14 protein-coding genes are annotated in these 15262 nt (G+C 57.6%); 9 read left to right on the forward strand and 5 right to left on the reverse strand.

The features are described from left to right. Nucleotides 1-61 precede the first annotated feature (61 nt). Complete coding sequence (locus AO242_RS00450) at nt 62-625, reverse strand: NADPH-dependent FMN reductase (protein ID WP_099267264.1); 564 nt, start codon at nt 623-625, stop codon at nt 62-64. A gap of 292 nt (nt 626-917) precedes the next feature. On the opposite strand from AO242_RS00450, the gene AO242_RS00455 reads away from it, so the two are divergent. Next, on the forward strand, nt 918-1127 hold the full coding sequence (locus tag AO242_RS00455) for a hypothetical protein (protein ID WP_027902834.1): 210 nt from the start codon (nt 918-920) through the stop codon (nt 1125-1127). A 298-nt stretch (nt 1128-1425) separates the two neighbouring features. Here the strand turns inward: AO242_RS00455 and AO242_RS00460 are convergent, their stop codons facing one another. Genes AO242_RS00460 through AO242_RS00475 form a run of 4 tightly spaced genes read right to left on the reverse strand, consistent with a single transcriptional unit; the run spans nt 1426 to nt 4013 of the window. After that, nucleotides 1426-1971, reverse strand: coding sequence for a GNAT family N-acetyltransferase (locus tag AO242_RS00460; RefSeq protein WP_099267265.1), 546 nt, complete (start codon nt 1969-1971; stop codon nt 1426-1428). Nucleotides 1972-2016: 45 nt separating this feature from the next. Continuing rightward, a complete protein-coding gene (gene dnaQ, locus AO242_RS00465; RefSeq protein WP_095099470.1) occupies nt 2017-2778 on the reverse strand; it encodes a DNA polymerase III subunit epsilon in 762 nt (253 codons plus the stop codon). Then, nucleotides 2771-3223 carry a ribonuclease HI gene (gene rnhA, locus AO242_RS00470; RefSeq protein WP_027902837.1) on the reverse strand — a complete coding sequence of 151 codons (453 nt, stop codon included), beginning with the start codon at nt 3221-3223 and terminating at the stop codon, nt 2771-2773. The genes dnaQ and rnhA overlap by 8 nt, the downstream gene beginning before the upstream one ends. A 28-nt stretch (nt 3224-3251) precedes the next feature. Continuing rightward, nucleotides 3252-4013 carry a class I SAM-dependent methyltransferase gene (locus AO242_RS00475; RefSeq protein ID WP_027902838.1) on the reverse strand — a complete coding sequence of 254 codons (762 nt, stop codon included), beginning with the start codon at nt 4011-4013 and terminating at the stop codon, nt 3252-3254. A gap of 70 nt (nt 4014-4083) precedes the next feature. Here AO242_RS00475 and gloB point away from each other — a divergent pair, with 70 nt between their 5' ends. From gloB to fabI, 8 genes are all read left to right on the forward strand, one after another. After that, nucleotides 4084-4863 carry a hydroxyacylglutathione hydrolase gene (gloB, locus tag AO242_RS00480; RefSeq protein WP_099267266.1) on the forward strand — a complete coding sequence of 260 codons (780 nt, stop codon included), beginning with the start codon at nt 4084-4086 and terminating at the stop codon, nt 4861-4863. 99 nt (nt 4864-4962) lie between these two features. Further along, nucleotides 4963-6549, forward strand: a complete 1587-nt coding sequence (locus AO242_RS00485; protein ID WP_099267267.1) for a lytic transglycosylase domain-containing protein — start codon at nt 4963-4965, stop codon at nt 6547-6549. A gap of 314 nt (nt 6550-6863) precedes the next feature. Then, a complete protein-coding gene (locus tag AO242_RS00490; protein WP_099267509.1) occupies nt 6864-8693 on the forward strand; it encodes an extracellular solute-binding protein in 1830 nt (609 codons plus the stop codon). Next, nucleotides 8690-10543 (forward strand): extracellular solute-binding protein, encoded by a 1854-nt coding sequence (locus AO242_RS00495; RefSeq protein WP_099267268.1) that lies wholly within the window; start codon nt 8690-8692, stop codon nt 10541-10543. The genes AO242_RS00490 and AO242_RS00495 overlap by 4 nt, the downstream gene beginning before the upstream one ends. A gap of 1 nt (nt 10544) precedes the next feature. Next, nucleotides 10545-11618, forward strand: coding sequence for a microcin C ABC transporter permease YejB (locus AO242_RS00500; protein WP_027902843.1), 1074 nt, complete (start codon nt 10545-10547; stop codon nt 11616-11618). 1 nt (nt 11619) lies between these two features. Beyond that, a complete protein-coding gene (locus AO242_RS00505; RefSeq protein ID WP_099267269.1) occupies nt 11620-12639 on the forward strand; it encodes an ABC transporter permease in 1020 nt (339 codons plus the stop codon). A 1-nt stretch (nt 12640) separates the two neighbouring features. After that, complete coding sequence (locus AO242_RS00510) at nt 12641-14251, forward strand: ABC transporter ATP-binding protein (RefSeq protein WP_099267270.1); 1611 nt, start codon at nt 12641-12643, stop codon at nt 14249-14251. A gap of 18 nt (nt 14252-14269) precedes the next feature. Continuing rightward, nucleotides 14270-15064, forward strand: coding sequence for an enoyl-ACP reductase FabI (gene fabI, locus AO242_RS00515; RefSeq protein ID WP_099267271.1), 795 nt, complete (start codon nt 14270-14272; stop codon nt 15062-15064). The last annotated feature ends 198 nt before the right edge of the window (nt 15065-15262 follow it).

Genomic DNA, 15262 nt, shown 5'->3' on the forward strand with positions numbered 1-15262 from the left:
TTATCGGGGGTTAAATCATTGCAGACGGTACATAAAGCAGCGCACGCCCAACCCTGTCGGATCAGGCCTTGTGGTTCTGCTCAACCCAGGCGGCATAGGCATCGATGAAAGTTTGCAGGAAAGGCCTGGTCTGCTCGGACAGGGTTCCCGCCGCATCAAAAAATGAACCGGCGTTGCCCAGGTAAGCTTCGGGCTGTTGCAGGCACGGCACGTTGAGGAACACAAGCGACTGGCGCAAATGATGATTGGCGCCAAACCCTCCAATGGCGCCAGGCGAAGCGCTGATCACGGCACCGGGCTTGCCACTCCAGGCGCTTTTGCCGTACGGACGCGAGCCCACGTCAATAGCATTCTTCAGAGCACCTGGAACCGATCGGTTATATTCCGGCGTCACGAACAGAACGCCGTCGGCCGCGCTGATTTGCTGACGGAACGCCGTGTAGCTTTCAGGGCTTGAAGTAGCCGTGTCGATGTCTTCGTTATAAAGCGGCAAATCGCCGATTTCGACGATCTTCAGTTGCAGGTTGGCCGGAGCCAGATCGGCGAGCGCCAGTGCGATCTTCCGATTGATCGAATCAGCACGCAGACTGCCCACTACCACGGCGATTGAGTAAACCTGACTCATGGATATTTCCTTCAACGTATGAAAAGAGCCATTAGTTATAGATCAAGTCGGGGCCAAGGTGCAGATTGCATTGCCGCGATAGAGCATTAAACATCACAAACAGCATAAAACCCGGCCGAGATTATTTTTTAATCGCGGGAAAACTCCGCGTCCAAACAGCGGTCTACTTCGCTTGATTGCGCACTGCGCACTACGTTCTGTCCGAGTCATGCAGGATATGAACCCGGCACTCGATGCGCAGTGTTAGCATGCAACAGTAAACATGCGGTTATCTTCAGAGGTTACAAAGCAAATGGCTTCAATCAAGGTTGGACAATTTCATGCACGCGATGCCGAAGGCCGTGTTTATTCGGTGCATGAGTTCCGGGAGCAACTGTCTGAAGCTAGTGGCACGGAGCCTGTTTCAATCTACAAGCTGGCGATTGGCGACCGCGTCAACCATCTGGGTGGCGATGAGTTTCAGTTGGTCCAGTCAGGCATCACGATGACGCGTACGTCTTGATAGTACGAGCGCCGTTCTTATGATCGCTTGAGATGCGCAGGGGATTGCTGTGTGCCCTGACACAGGGCTGTTGTGAAGCAAACATTGGACCTGTAGGAGCTGCCGAAGGCTGCGATCGCGGTGTGTCAGGATGGATGCTTCGCAGCCTTCGGCAGCTCCTACAGAAAACGCGTTTCAATCCAGTAGATTGCATTCTGTTTGATAAGAGCAGCTTTAGTTGCGATCAAACCATTGCATCCACAACATCTGCGCAGTCAGAACGCCTACCTCCCGGCTAAACCCGGTTCTACAGGGTTGGTCAACTGAACAACAGATACCAGAAGATCGCGGACTCACGGGTCTGAGGATCGATGGCGCGGTATCGCAGATGATCCACCCCACCGACAACGAATCCATATCGCTCATATAACCGGCAAGCCGCAAGGTTGTTGTTCTGGGTTTCCAGCATGATGCCTGGCAGATCCTGCTTGCGCGTCCATAACTGCGCCACATCCAGCAATGCCCTCGCCACACCGTGACGGCGCGCTGATGCATCGACAGCCAATTCATCGACGTGCGCATAACCGTTCCAGTGGCGACTCAGGACCATGTGTCCGACGGCGCGCTCGCCCAGCCAGGCAACCATCACCGTACTGTCGGCGGCGTCCCGATAGTCGCAGAACTCCTGAGAGTCGATGCCATAGTTTTTGCTGTAGGGCTCGACCGCTTCGACCTGCCATTGATCAACACTCAGCCCCACTTGCACCGCCGCATAACCACTGACGGTGAATGTGAATTCGCTGTTGAGGATGTAGTCCTCGAAGCATTCGTCTGCAACGCGAATACTCAGTGCCGGATTAGCCAAAGTCGTGAGTCCATTCAGTTGCCAATGAATCGGTCGAGCGGTGTGTTACGCCTGTCGGGCAGCGGCTGCGGCTTCCTGCAACTGCACCCACAACGCCGGGGCACCAGCAGCCTTGGCGATGGCCGCCATACGCACGTCATGCTCGGCGAGGTCGTTTTCACTTGCACGGATGACACGGCATGGCTGACGGTCAGCTGGCAAACGACGAATTTCGGTCGCCGTATTACCTGAACCTTCACCCGACCCGTTGCCGTCACTGGCGTTACCAGCCAAGGACAGGCTGGTCTGGCCGCCAGTCATGGTCAGATAAACGTCAGCAAGAATCTCGGAGTCGAGCAAAGCGCCGTGCAATTCACGGCCGGAGTTGTCGACGCCATAACGCTTGCACAACGCATCGAGGCTGTTGCGCTGACCCGGGTGACGCTCGCGAGCCATCATCAAGGTGTCGAGCACGGTGCAGTGCTGAGTGATATCAGCCCTGTCCTGCTGACCGATCAAGGCAAATTCGTTGTTGATGAAGCCAACGTCGAACGCCGCGTTATGAATGATCAGTTGCGCGCCTTTGATGAATTCGAAGAACTCATCCGCGACTTCTGCGAAGCGCGGCTTGCCGACCAGAAATTCGTTGGTGATACCGTGGACGCCGATAGCGCCTTCATCACTTTCCCGGTCTGGTTGCAGATAAACATGGAAATGCCGCCCGGTCAGGCGACGGCCCATCAGTTCGACGCAACCAATCTCGATGACCCGGTGGCCATCGGTGACCGGCATACCGGTCGTTTCGGTGTCGAGTACAACGCTACGCATGTTTGATGCCTCTTACTTCATCCACACCACGGTTAGCCAACTGGTCGGCCCGCTCGTTGCCAGCGTGACCAATATGGCCACGCACCCATTTCCAGGTCACGGTGTGGCGATTGACTTGTTCATCCAGCAGTTTCCAGAGATCGGCATTCTTGACCGGCTCCTTGGCAGCCGTCTTCCAGCCGCGCTTCTTCCAGTTGACCATCCACTCGGTGATGCCTTTCATCACGTACTGCGAATCAGTCACCAGCAGAACCTCGCAGGGACGCTTGAGCTCTTCCAGGCCGCGAATGGCACCCAGCAGCTCCATGCGGTTATTGGTGGTATTGGCTTCGCCGCCCCACAGTTCCTTTTCAACGCCCTTGCAGACCAGCAACGCGCCCCAGCCGCCAGGCCCGGGGTTGCCCTTGCAGGCGCCATCAGTGAACAGTTCAACGGTATCGCTCATTACAAACATCCAGAATGGGTTGGCTTTGCTATTCAGGCTCGCACGTGTCGCGATTGACCTTGGCCATGGGCAGCGGGATCAGCTTGCCCATCGGCTCGCGACGTAACTCCCGCAAAGGCCGCAATCCTACCACCAGCTTGCGTGCAACTAATAAATAGAAGCCACCGCCGGGGCTTTGCCAGCCATCGCCAAGACGCTCAAGACCGGAAAGACGGGCTTGCCAGCTCGCGGAAGCAAGCGGCGGACGATAGCACCCGAAGCGGCGCTTCTCCAGTGCGAAGCCCAGCAGATTCAGCCAGTCGGCGACCCTTGACGGGGAAATGCAGCGCGCTTTGTGCAACGCATCCTTGGCAAATACATGCCGCAACCCCCAGGCGCTCCAGGGGTTGATACCCACGATCAACAGATGCCCGCCGGGCCGCACGCTGCTGGCCGCCTCGCGTAACAATCCGTGAGGCGACAGGCAGAAATCCAGACCGTGCTGCATGACCACAACATCGGCAGCATGCTCACTGAGCGGCCAGGCCTGCTCTTCACAGACAATCTCAACGCCCGGCAGAGGTGCGCCCAGGCGCACATTGCGCTGAACCTGGTGTGCCGCAGGAGGGGTTTCGGCCGAAGGGCCGTAGTGCACCAGATAGCCACCAAAAAAGCGCCCGAGCTCTTCTTCCAGAATCCGTCGCTCTTCCTGCAATAAAAGCTGGCCCAACGGGCCTGACAGCCAGTCGCGTGCCGAACTGATCAGCGCCAGCCACTCAGGATCAGCCTGCGCGAATGCTTCATCTGTCATGTGTGATCCTCGCATCGAGCGTCATCAGACTCTAAGATGCCTTATTGTTTCCAGCTAAGCGAACTGCGCCATGATACAGATTGATGCCCTGCCGGCTTTTACCGACAACTACATCTGGTTGTTACAAGATCCTTCCAGCAAACGCTGTGCGGTAGTGGATCCGGGCGACGCTGCGCCGGTCATCGAATGGCTGGAGCAACATCCGGACTGGACCCTGAGCGACATCCTGATCACTCACCATCATCACGACCATGTCGGGGGCGTCGCGCAGCTTAAACAGCTCACCAGCGCCCAGGTATCCGGTCCAGCGACAGAAAACATTCCTGCGCGAGACATCAGCCTTGTCGATAAGGATCGGATCAACGTGCTTGGACTGGATTTCGAAGTCATCCTCGTTCCTGGTCACACTCTTGGCCACATCGCGTTTTACCACGCCAGGCCAGAGAAGCCGTTGCTGTTCTGTGGTGACACATTGTTTGCGGCGGGCTGTGGACGCCTGTTCGAGGGCACACCGGTACAAATGCACCAGTCGCTGGGCCGTCTCAACGACCTGCCGGACGACACACTGGTGTACTGCACCCACGAATACACACTGAGCAATCTGCGTTTCGCACAAGCGGTCGAACCGCACAACACCCATATTGCAGAGCGTCTGACGCAAGTGACGCAATGGCGAAGTGAAAATCGCATCAGCCTGCCATCAAATCTGGCACTGGAACGTCTCACAAACCCATTCATTCGTACCAGTGAAACATCTGTTAAACAAAAAGCAGACGAACGGACCGGGACCGATAATCGGTCGCCAAGCGAGATTTTTGCTGCCTTGAGGGCTTGGAAGGACACGTTCTAAAAAGCGCGTTCTTGAGCACAAAATCGTTGAAAGGTTGACCATTGGCAGGTGGGTTTCTAGAATCGCCCGACATTTTCGCCTGGAACTATCTCCCAGCCAATGTCGTCATCTATACGCAGAACCATTAATTCAGACGCATTGACCCGGTTAGCTCAGGCTATTGCCGTAGCCGTGAGCGCCACGCTTGCAGGCTGCCAGACCACTAGCCACGTCGAACCCAGCAGTAGCCACCGCACGCCCAATCTGGCTGCGGGCATCAAGCAAAAGCCGATCTTTCTCTCTCATAAACCTGCCCCACTCGCGCCCCCGCAAGATGTCTGGGAGCGCATGCGTCAGGGTTTCCAGTTGCAACAAGGCAACGGTCTTAACCCTCGCATTGACCAACAACGCCTCTGGTTCGCCAACAACCCGTCGTTCCTCGAGAACGCAGGCGAACGCGGCAGCCTGTACATGCATTACATCGTTGAACGCCTCGAAGAACGCAATATGCCACTGGAACTGGCGCTGCTTCCGGTCATCGAAAGCGCCTACAACCCCATGGCAGTTTCTCGCAGCCAGGCAGTAGGTCTGTGGCAGTTCATCCCGTCTACCGGGCGTTATTTCAATCTGCGTCAAACCAGTTTCTACGACGGCCGCCGTGACATTCAGGCATCCACCGTTGCTGCACTGGATTACCTGACGCGCCTGCACGACATGTTCAACGGCGACTGGCTTCTGGCTCTGGCGGCTTATAACGCGGGTGAAGGCACGGTCAGCCGCGCGATTGAGCGTAACGACAAGCTTGGCCTGCCAACCGACTACTGGAATTTGCCCCTCCCGCAGGAAACCAAGGACTACGTGCCCAAGCTGCTGGCGCTGTCCCAGGTGGTGCTTGCACCCGAAGCCTACGGCGTAAACCTGAATCCTATCGCCAACGAACCGTATTTCGACGTTGTGGAACTGAACCAGCGCGTCGACCTGTCCAAGGTCGCCGCGATGGCCAACATCGACGAAGACGAGCTGATCCAGCTCAATCCCGCTTTCAAGAAACGCATGACCATCGACGGCCCCAAACATCTGCTGGTGCCAACGGCCAAGACGCAATTGCTGACCGCCAGCCTGTCGAACATGAAACCTCAGGAGTTGGTGGACTGGCAGCAGTACCGGGTCCGCAAGGGCGACACACTGGCCAGCCTCGCCAGCCGCTATCAGGTTTCAGTCGATTCGCTGAAGCGCACCAACGGGCTGTCCAGCAACAATTTGCGTCTGGGGCAATCGTTGAGTATTCCGACTCAGCCGGGCATGACGCCTTCAAAACCTGTGTTCGAAGAGCTGGCGCGTAACGAAAAACCAGCTCGCAGCAAGAATTACACGGTCAAGAGCGGTGAAAACCTGTCAATCATCGCCAAGGCCAACAAGGTCGACGTCAAGGATCTGCAGCGCTGGAACAAGCTTTCCGGACAGAACCTGAAGGTCGGTCAGACGCTGGTTTTGCAGGACAACAGTGTGAAAGCCAAGAGCACGGCGACCGCCAGTGCAGTACCGGCTGACAAGAAGTCCATGCAGTACAAGATCCAGAAAGGCGACTCGATGTACCTGGTTGCCAAGCGCTTCAACGTAGAGATGCAACATCTCAAACGCTGGAACCCGCGCAGCGGTTCGGCACTCAAGCCAGGCCAGACCTTGACTGTTTATCTGCCGCATTGATGCATCCCCTTACCCGCCTCGGACCACCCTCCGGGCGGGTGAGCAATGCTGTATCCAGCCTCCCAGAGAACTACGCAATCTGTAGGACCGGCTTTAGCCGGGAGGACGTCGGGACCTCCGCGAAACATCCTTCGCCAAAAAATACCGCCCTCCCGGCTAAAGCCGGTCCTACGAGATCAAGAGCAAGCTTGCAGGCGAACGTAGAATCTCCCACAGGCCATCTCCCCCGCAAACGTCTCGCTCAACTGCAACCCTTTTTCCTGTCGATACAAGCTGTTACTGTTGACGACCCAAAAGCCCAAGCCGTCTGGATCGTGATACGTCCCTTCCTGCTCATCATCAGCCTGGCCTTGAGCTTTCCCGTCTACGCGGCCATCAGCGAGAGTCATGGCTACGCGCAGTTCGGTGTCCTCAAGTATCCAGCCAGCTTTACGCATTTCGACTGGGTAAATCCCGAGGCGCCGAAGGGTGGCACCTTGCGAATGATGGCTTTCGGTTCATTCGACACACTCAACCCTTACACTTTCAAGGGCAGCAGCCCGATTTCAACGGCCAACTTCCTGCAATACGGCATCAATGAGCTCAACGAGCCATTGATGGTGGGCACCGGGCAATACGATCCTTCCGGCGACGAACCGACGTCAAGCTATGGCCTGATCGCGCAAAGTGTCGAGTTCAGTGAGGATCGCAGTTGGGTAGTCTTCAACATCCGCCCGCAAGCCCGCTTCCATGACGGCAAGCCAATCACGGCCTATGACGTGGCGTTCTCCTATCGCACCCTGCTCAAAGACGGCCATCCTCAGTACCGCACAGCCCTGCAGGAAGTGCAGCGGGTCGACATTCTCAATCGCCACCGTATTCGCTTCGTCTTCAAACGCACCGGCAACCCCCTGTTGATCCTGCGTTTGGGCGAATTGCCGGTGCTGCCGCAACACTATTGGAAAGATCGTGACTTCAAGGCCACGACATTCGAGCCGCCACTGGGCAGTGGGCCTTATCGGATTACAAAGGTGCAACCCGGTCGCCAACTGGTCTTCGAAAGGGTGAAGGACTACTGGGGCAAGGATCTGCCGGTCAATCGCGGCAAGTACAACTTTGATCGGGTTGAAGTCGAGTTCTACCGCGACAGCGACGTCGCCTTCGAGGCATTTAAAGCAGGCGAGTTCGACATCTACATCGAGCATCAGGCCAAGAACTGGTCCACAGGCTACAACTTCCCGGCTGTAGCAAATGGCGAGGTGATCAAGGCACAGATAGAGCACAAGATTCCGACCCAGACTCAGGGCCTGTTCATGAATACCCGGCGCGCCATGTTCGCCGACGCCCGGGTGCGTGAAGCACTGGGGCTGATGTTCAACTTTGAATGGACCAATCGCACCCTGTTCAGCGATGCCTATTCGCGCACCACGAGTTACTACCCCAACAGCGAATTTTCCGCGACGGGTCTGCCTACCGGTGCCGAATGGTTGCTGCTATCAGCTTATCGCGAGCAATTGCCGCCAAGCCTGTTCACCCAGCCGTTCACCGTGTCGAAAACCGACGGCGGCGGCATCCCCCGTGAAACCCTGCGTAAAGCGCTGAAGCTGTTTGGCGAAGCAGGCTGGAAGCTTTCGGACCACGGACTGGTGAACGCCAAGGACCAGCAAATGCGCTTTGAGATCCTCCTGGTCAACCCAAGCCTTGAGCGCATCCAGCAGCCTTTTATTGAAGACTTGCGCCGGATCGGCATTGACGCCCGCTTACGTACAGTCGACCGTGCCCAATACAAGCAGCGGCTGGACCAGTTCGATTTCGAAATGATCAGCATGACCTTGACGCAAACCCTTAGCCCCGGCCTGGAGCAGTGGCAGTATTTCCACTCCAGCCAGGCCGCCATCAAGGGCAGCAAGAATTACGCGGGCGTGGCCAGTCCGGTGGTCGACGGACTGCTCAATCAACTACTCGCCGCGCAGACACGGGACTCGCAAGTGGCAGCCGCGCGCGCGCTGGATCGAGTCCTGCTGTCTCAGCACTACATGATCCCCAACTGGTACTTGAACAATCATCGCCTGGCGTACCGCAACCGGTTCGCCATGGTCACCACCCCGCCCTATACCCTGGGTTTGCGTGCGTGGTGGATAAAGCCTCTGGAGAAGACCCAATGAACCCGTTGCGTTCCCTGCTCAAGCAGGCTGGCGGCCTGTTGCTGGTCGGCATTGCCTGCACCGCCCAGGCTGCGCCCCAGCACGCCCTGACGCTGTATGACGAAGCGCCGAAGTACCCGGCCAACTTCAAGCACTTTGACTATGTAAATCCAGATGCGCCCAAGGGCGGCACCATTCGCCAGGCAGGCTTTGGCAGCTTCGACAGCCTCAACCCGTTTATCAACAAGGGCGCGCCCGCTGAAGACCTTGGCCTGATCTACGACACACTGGCCCGTTCAAGTCTGGATGAGCCGCTGACCGAATACGGCCTGATCGCCGGCAAGATCGAAAAAGCGCCGGACAACACCTGGGTACGTTTCTACCTGCGCCCCGAAGCGCGCTTCCATGACGGCCACCCCATCCGTGCTGAAGACGTGGAGTTCACCTTCAACACCCTGATCAAGGACGGAGCGCCGATGTACCGAGCCTATTACGCAGGTGTCGAGAAGGTGGTCGTCGAGGACCCGCTACGAGTGCTGTTCAAATTCAAGGATAACCACAGTCGCGAGTTGCCTTTGATCCTTGGCCAGCTACCGGTACTGCCCAAGCACTTCTGGGCCACTCGCGAGTTCAACAAAGGCAATCTTGAACTCCCACTGGGCAGCGGCCCTTACAAAGTCGCCGAGGTTAAAGCCGGGCGCTCGGTGCGCTACGAACGGGTGAAGGATTACTGGGCCAAAGACCTGCCGGTCAACCGCGGCCAGTACAACTTCGACGTGATGAACTACGACTACTATCGCGACAGCGACGTAGCGTTGCAGGCACTGAAAGCCGGTCAATACGACTACCGCCTGGAAAACACTGCGAAGAACTGGTCCGCCGCCTACGACATCCCGGCGGTACGCGAAGGTCGGTTGATCAAGGAAGAGCTGCCCAACGGCAATCCGCAAGGTATGCAGGGCTTCGCCATGAATTTACGCCGCCCGGTGTTCCAGGACCCGAAAGTGCGCGAGGCACTGACCCTGCTGTTCGATTTCGAGTGGACCAACAGACAGTTGTTCAACGGTTCCTATACACGCACCAAAAGCTATTTCGACAACTCGGAAATGGCCTCCAGCGGCCTGCCCTCTGGTGAGGAGCTGAAACTGCTCGAACCTTTGCGCGGCAAGATTCCTGATCGGGTGTTCACGGATGAATTTGTACTGCCGACCACCGACGGCAGCGGCATGATTCGGCCGCAAATGCGCCGTGCTTATCAGTTGCTGCAAGAAGCCGGCTGGCGCATCAAGGACGACCATATGACCGATGCGCAAGGCAACCCGGTCAAGCTGGAGTTCCTGATGGCGCAGACTGCCTTTGAGCGGGTCATGCTGCCTTACAAGCGCAACCTCAAGGACCTCGGTATCGAACTGACCATCCGCCGCGTGGATGTGGCCGAATACATGAACCGCCTGCGCTCGCGGGACTTCGACATGATCGTCAGCAGTTTCCCGCAATCTTCATCGCCAGGTAACGAGCAACGTGAGTTCTTTCATTCGATCAGCGCCGACCGCACCGGCAGCCGCAACTTCATGGGCCTCAAAGATCCGGCAGTCGATACGCTGGTGGACGGCCTGATCAATGCCGACTCGCGGGAAAGCCTGATTGCCCATACCCGTGCCCTGGACCGCGTGCTGCTGTGGGGCTTCTACATGGTGCCCAACTGGCATATCAAGAGCTGGCGGATCGTTTACTGGGACCACCTGGCGCATCCGCAGGCGAAAGCCTTGTCAGATATCGGCCTGTCCAACTGGTGGGTAAAACCGGATGTGAAACCTGCACCGCCGCAGCAGCCGGTACCCGATGCAGACGCCGAGAAAGAGGAGCGCTGACATGCTGGCTTATATCCTGCGACGTTTGCTGCTGATCATCCCGACGCTGTTCGGCATCCTGTTGATCAACTTTGTGATTATCCAGGCAGCCCCCGGTGGCCCGGTAGAGCAAATGATCGCCAAGCTCGAAGGCTTCGAGGGCGCCACCACCCGAATCGCTGGCGGCGGCTCCGAAGTCTCGGTGGCCGGTTCCAACTACCGTGGAGCTCAGGGGCTCGACCCGGCCCTGGTGAAAGAAATCGAAAAGATGTACGGCTTTGACAAGTCAGCGCCGGAACGTCTGTGGATCATGATCAAGAACTACGCCCATCTGGATTTCGGCGACAGCTTCTTCCGTGACGCCAAGGTCGTCGACCTGATCATCGAAAAGATGCCGGTGTCCATTTCCCTCGGGTTATGGAGCACGCTGATCATGTACCTGGTGTCGATCCCGCTGGGGATCGCCAAAGCCACCCGACATGGCAGCCACTTCGACGTCTGGACCAGCTCGGCAATCATCGTCGGGTACGCGATCCCGGCCTTCCTGTTCGCCATCCTGCTGATCGTGCTGTTTGCCGGAGGCAGTTACTTCGACTGGTTCCCGTTGCGCGGCCTGACCTCGAACAATTTCGACGAGCTGAGCGCAGGCGGCAAGATTCTCGATTATTTCTGGCACCTGGTGCTGCCAGTTACCGCGCTGGTGATCGGCAACTTCGCGACCATGACCCTGTTGACCAAAAACAGCTTCCTCGACGAGATCGGCAAGCAGTACGTGACGACCGCCAAGGCCAAGGGCCTGAGCAACAATCGCGTGCTCTACGGCCACGTGTTCCGCAACGCGATGCTGCTGGTGATTGCCGGTTTCCCGTCGGCGTTCATCGGCATCTTCTTCACCGGCTCACTGCTGGTGGAAGTGATTTTCTCCCTCGACGGCCTGGGCCTGATGAGTTTCGAAGCCGCCATCAACCGCGACTATCCCGTGGTGTTCGGCACGCTGTTTATCTTCACCCTGCTGGGGCTGGTGGTGAAACTGATCGGGGACATCACTTACACACTGGTGGACCCGCGCATCGACTTCGAAAGCAGGAAACATTGATATGAAGTTGTCTCCTCTGAATCGTCGACGCTTCGAGCGTTTCAAGGCCAACAAGCGCGGCTGGTGGTCGCTGTGGCTGTTCCTGATCCTTTTCGTCCTGAGCCTGGGCGCGGAACTGATCGCCAACGACAAACCACTGGCCATCCGATACGACGGCGCATGGTACTTCCCGGTGCTGGAGCGCTATCCGGAAACCACCTTTGGTGGCGAATTCCCCCTGGAAGCTAACTACAAAAGCCCCTACATCAAGGAACTGCTTGAAGCCAAAGGCGGCTGGACGTTGTGGGCACCGATCCCGTTCAGCTACCAGAGCATCAATTACGACCTGAAAGTCCCGGCCCCTGCCCCGCCCTCCTCGGAAAACCTGCTTGGCACAGATGACCAGGGTCGAGACGTGCTGGCCCGGGTGATTTACGGGTTCCGGATATCAGTCCTGTTTGCCCTGACCTTGACGATACTTAGCTCGATCATCGGTGTCATCGCAGGTGCCTTGCAGGGTTTCTATGGCGGTTGGGTGGACTTGGTCGGGCAGCGCTTTCTTGAAGTCTGGTCCGGATTACCGGTGCTGTATCTGCTGATCATCCTCGCCAGCTTCGTGCAGCCCAACTTCTGGTGGTTGCTGGGCATCATGTTGCTGTTCTCCTGGATGAGCCTTGTGGATGTGGTGCGGGCCGAGTTCCTGCGCGGGCGCAATCTGGAATATGTACGCGCAGCCCGTGCACTGGGCATGGAAAACGGCGCGATCATGTTCCGCCATATCCTGCCCAACGCCATGGTCTCGACCATGACCTTCATGCCGTTTATCCTCACCGGCGCCATCGGTACCCTGACCGCGCTGGACTTCCTTGGCTTTGGCCTTCCGGCCGGGTCGCCGTCACTGGGCGAACTGGTTGCCCAAGGTAAATCCAACCTGCAAGCCCCATGGCTGGGCATCAGCGCGTTCGCGGTACTGGCCCTGATGTTGAGCCTGCTGGTGTTCATCGGCGAATCCGCCCGCGATGCTTTCGACCCAAGGAAATGAAATGAACAATGACAATCTGATCGAGATCCGCGATCTGGCCGTCGAGTTCGTGTCCGGCGAAGGCTGTCAGCGCGTGGTCGAAGGCATCAATTTTGACATTCGCCGGGGCGAAACCCTGGCGCTGGTGGGTGAGAGCGGCTCGGGTAAATCGGTCACCGCGCACTCGATCCTGCGCCTGCTGCCCTACCCGCTGGCTCGCCACCCGAGCGGCACCATTCGCTACGCCGGTCAGGACCTGTTGACCCTGGACGAGAGAAAGCTGCGCAAGATTCGCGGCAATCGAATCGCGATGATCTTCCAGGAACCGATGACTTCGCTCAATCCATTGCAGTCGATCGAGAAGCAGATCAACGAAGTTCTCGGTCTTCACAAAGGCCTGACCGGCAAGGACGCGACCCGCCGTACCCTTGAGCTGCTGGAGCTGGTGGGCATTCCGGAACCAGAAAAACGCCTGAAAGCCCTGCCCCATGAGTTATCGGGCGGCCAACGGCAACGGGTGATGATCGCCATGGCCCTGGCCAACGAGCCGGAACTGCTGATTGCCGACGAGCCCACCACCGCGCTGGATGTGACGGTACAGCTGAAAATCCTCGAACTGCTCAAGGAATTACAGTCGCGTCTGGGCATGGCTTTGCTGCTGATCAGCCATGATTTGAACGTGGTAAAGCAAATAGCCAACCGCGTATGTGTCATGCAGCGCGGTTGCATCGTCGAACAAGCGTCCTGTGACGAATTGTTTCGTTCGCCCCAGCATCCGTACACCAAAATTCTGCTCAGCGCAGAGCCCAGTGGCGGCCCGGCGGCCAACCCGGCTGGCGCACCGCTGCTGGAGGTTGAGGATCTGAAGGTCTGGTTTCCGATCAAGAAAGGTCTGTTCAAAAGGACCGTTGATCACGTCAAGGCTGTGGACGGCATCCACTTCAGTCTGCCCAAAGGGCAGACGCTGGGGATTGTGGGTGAAAGCGGCTCGGGCAAATCGACGTTGGGCCTGGCAATTCTTCGCCTGATCGGTAGCCAGGGTGTCATACGTTTTCAGGGCGAGACGCTAGACTGCCTGTCGCAGCAACAGATTCGTCCGTTGCGTCGACAGATGCAGGTGGTTTTTCAGGACCCGTTTGGCAGCCTGAGCCCGCGTATGTCAGTCGGTGAAATCGTCGGCGAAGGCCTGCGAATCCATCGCATGGGCACGGCGGCCGAGCAGGAAACGGCGATTATCGAAGCGCTCAGAGAGGTAGGACTGGATCCGGAAACCCGGCACCGCTACCCTCACGAGTTCTCCGGTGGGCAACGGCAGCGAATCGCCATTGCCCGGGCACTGGTACTGAAACCGGCGCTGATTCTGCTGGACGAGCCCACTTCGGCGCTCGACCGGACAGTGCAGCGTCAGGTAGTCGAGCTACTGCGCTCGCTGCAAACCAAGTACAACCTGACGTATTTGTTTATCAGCCATGACCTGGCTGTCGTCAAAGCCCTCAGCCACCAATTGATGGTGGTCAAGCAGGGTCAAGTGGTCGAACAGGGTGATGCGCAAGAAATCTTTGCCGCACCGCAACATTCTTATACACAGCAGTTGCTGGAAGCCGCCTTTTTGGCACCAGTAGCTGTCGATTAACCTGAAGAGGAACAACACATGGGTTTTCTCGCCGGTAAGCGCGTCCTGATCGTCGGTGTCGCTAGCAAACTGTCCATCGCATCCGGTATTGCTGCCGCCATGCATCGCGAGGGTGCAGAGCTTGCCTTCACCTACCAGAACGACAAACTCAAAGGTCGCGTCGAAGAATTCGCCGCTGGCTGGGGCTCGGGCCCTGAGCTGTGCTTCCCTTGTGACGTAGCCAGTGACGAAGAAATCGCCAAGGTCTTCGAAGACCTGAGCAAGAAGTGGGACGGCCTGGATGTGATCGTTCACTCCGTTGGCTTCGCTCCAGGCGACCAACTGGATGGCGACTTCACTGAAGCCACCACCCGCGACGGTTTCCGTATCGCTCACGACATCAGCGCCTACAGCTTCGTGGCACTGGCCAAAGCCGGTCGCGAGATGATGAAAGGCCGCAATGGCAGCCTGCTGACTCTGTCGTATCTGGGTGCCGAGCGCACCATGCCAAACTACAATGTGATGGGCATGGCCAAGGCCAGCCTGGAAGCCGGTGTACGTTATCTGGCAGGCAGCCTGGGTCCGGAAGGCACTCGCGTCAACGCGGTATCGGCCGGTCCGATCCGTACGTTGGCGGCTTCGGGTATCAAGAACTTCCGCAAGATGCTGGCCGCGAACGAAGCGCAAACTCCGTTGCGTCGTAACGTGACCATTGATGAAGTCGGCAATGCTGGCGCGTTCCTGTGTTCGGACCTGGCGTCCGGCATCAGCGGCGAAATCATGTATGTGGACGGTGGTTTCAACACGACCGCTATGGGCAATATCGAAGAGTAATCTTCGAGTACGCCTGTGAGAAAGCCCGCAGCTTGTGAGAGTTGCGGGCTTTTTTTGTGTACATATCCGTTGGCGGGGTAGCGGCTGAAATTGGTTGCGCTTTTACAGCGCGTCACTTTTGAACATCCGGAAGCCGGCCCAGACAAAAGTAACCAAAGCGCTCTTGCCCCATCACTCGGTCCCTCGCCTAGGCTCGGG

Source organism: Pseudomonas sp. ICMP 561 (assembly GCF_002699985.1).
GTDB classification, from domain to species: domain Bacteria; phylum Pseudomonadota; class Gammaproteobacteria; order Pseudomonadales; family Pseudomonadaceae; genus Aquipseudomonas; species Aquipseudomonas quasicaspiana.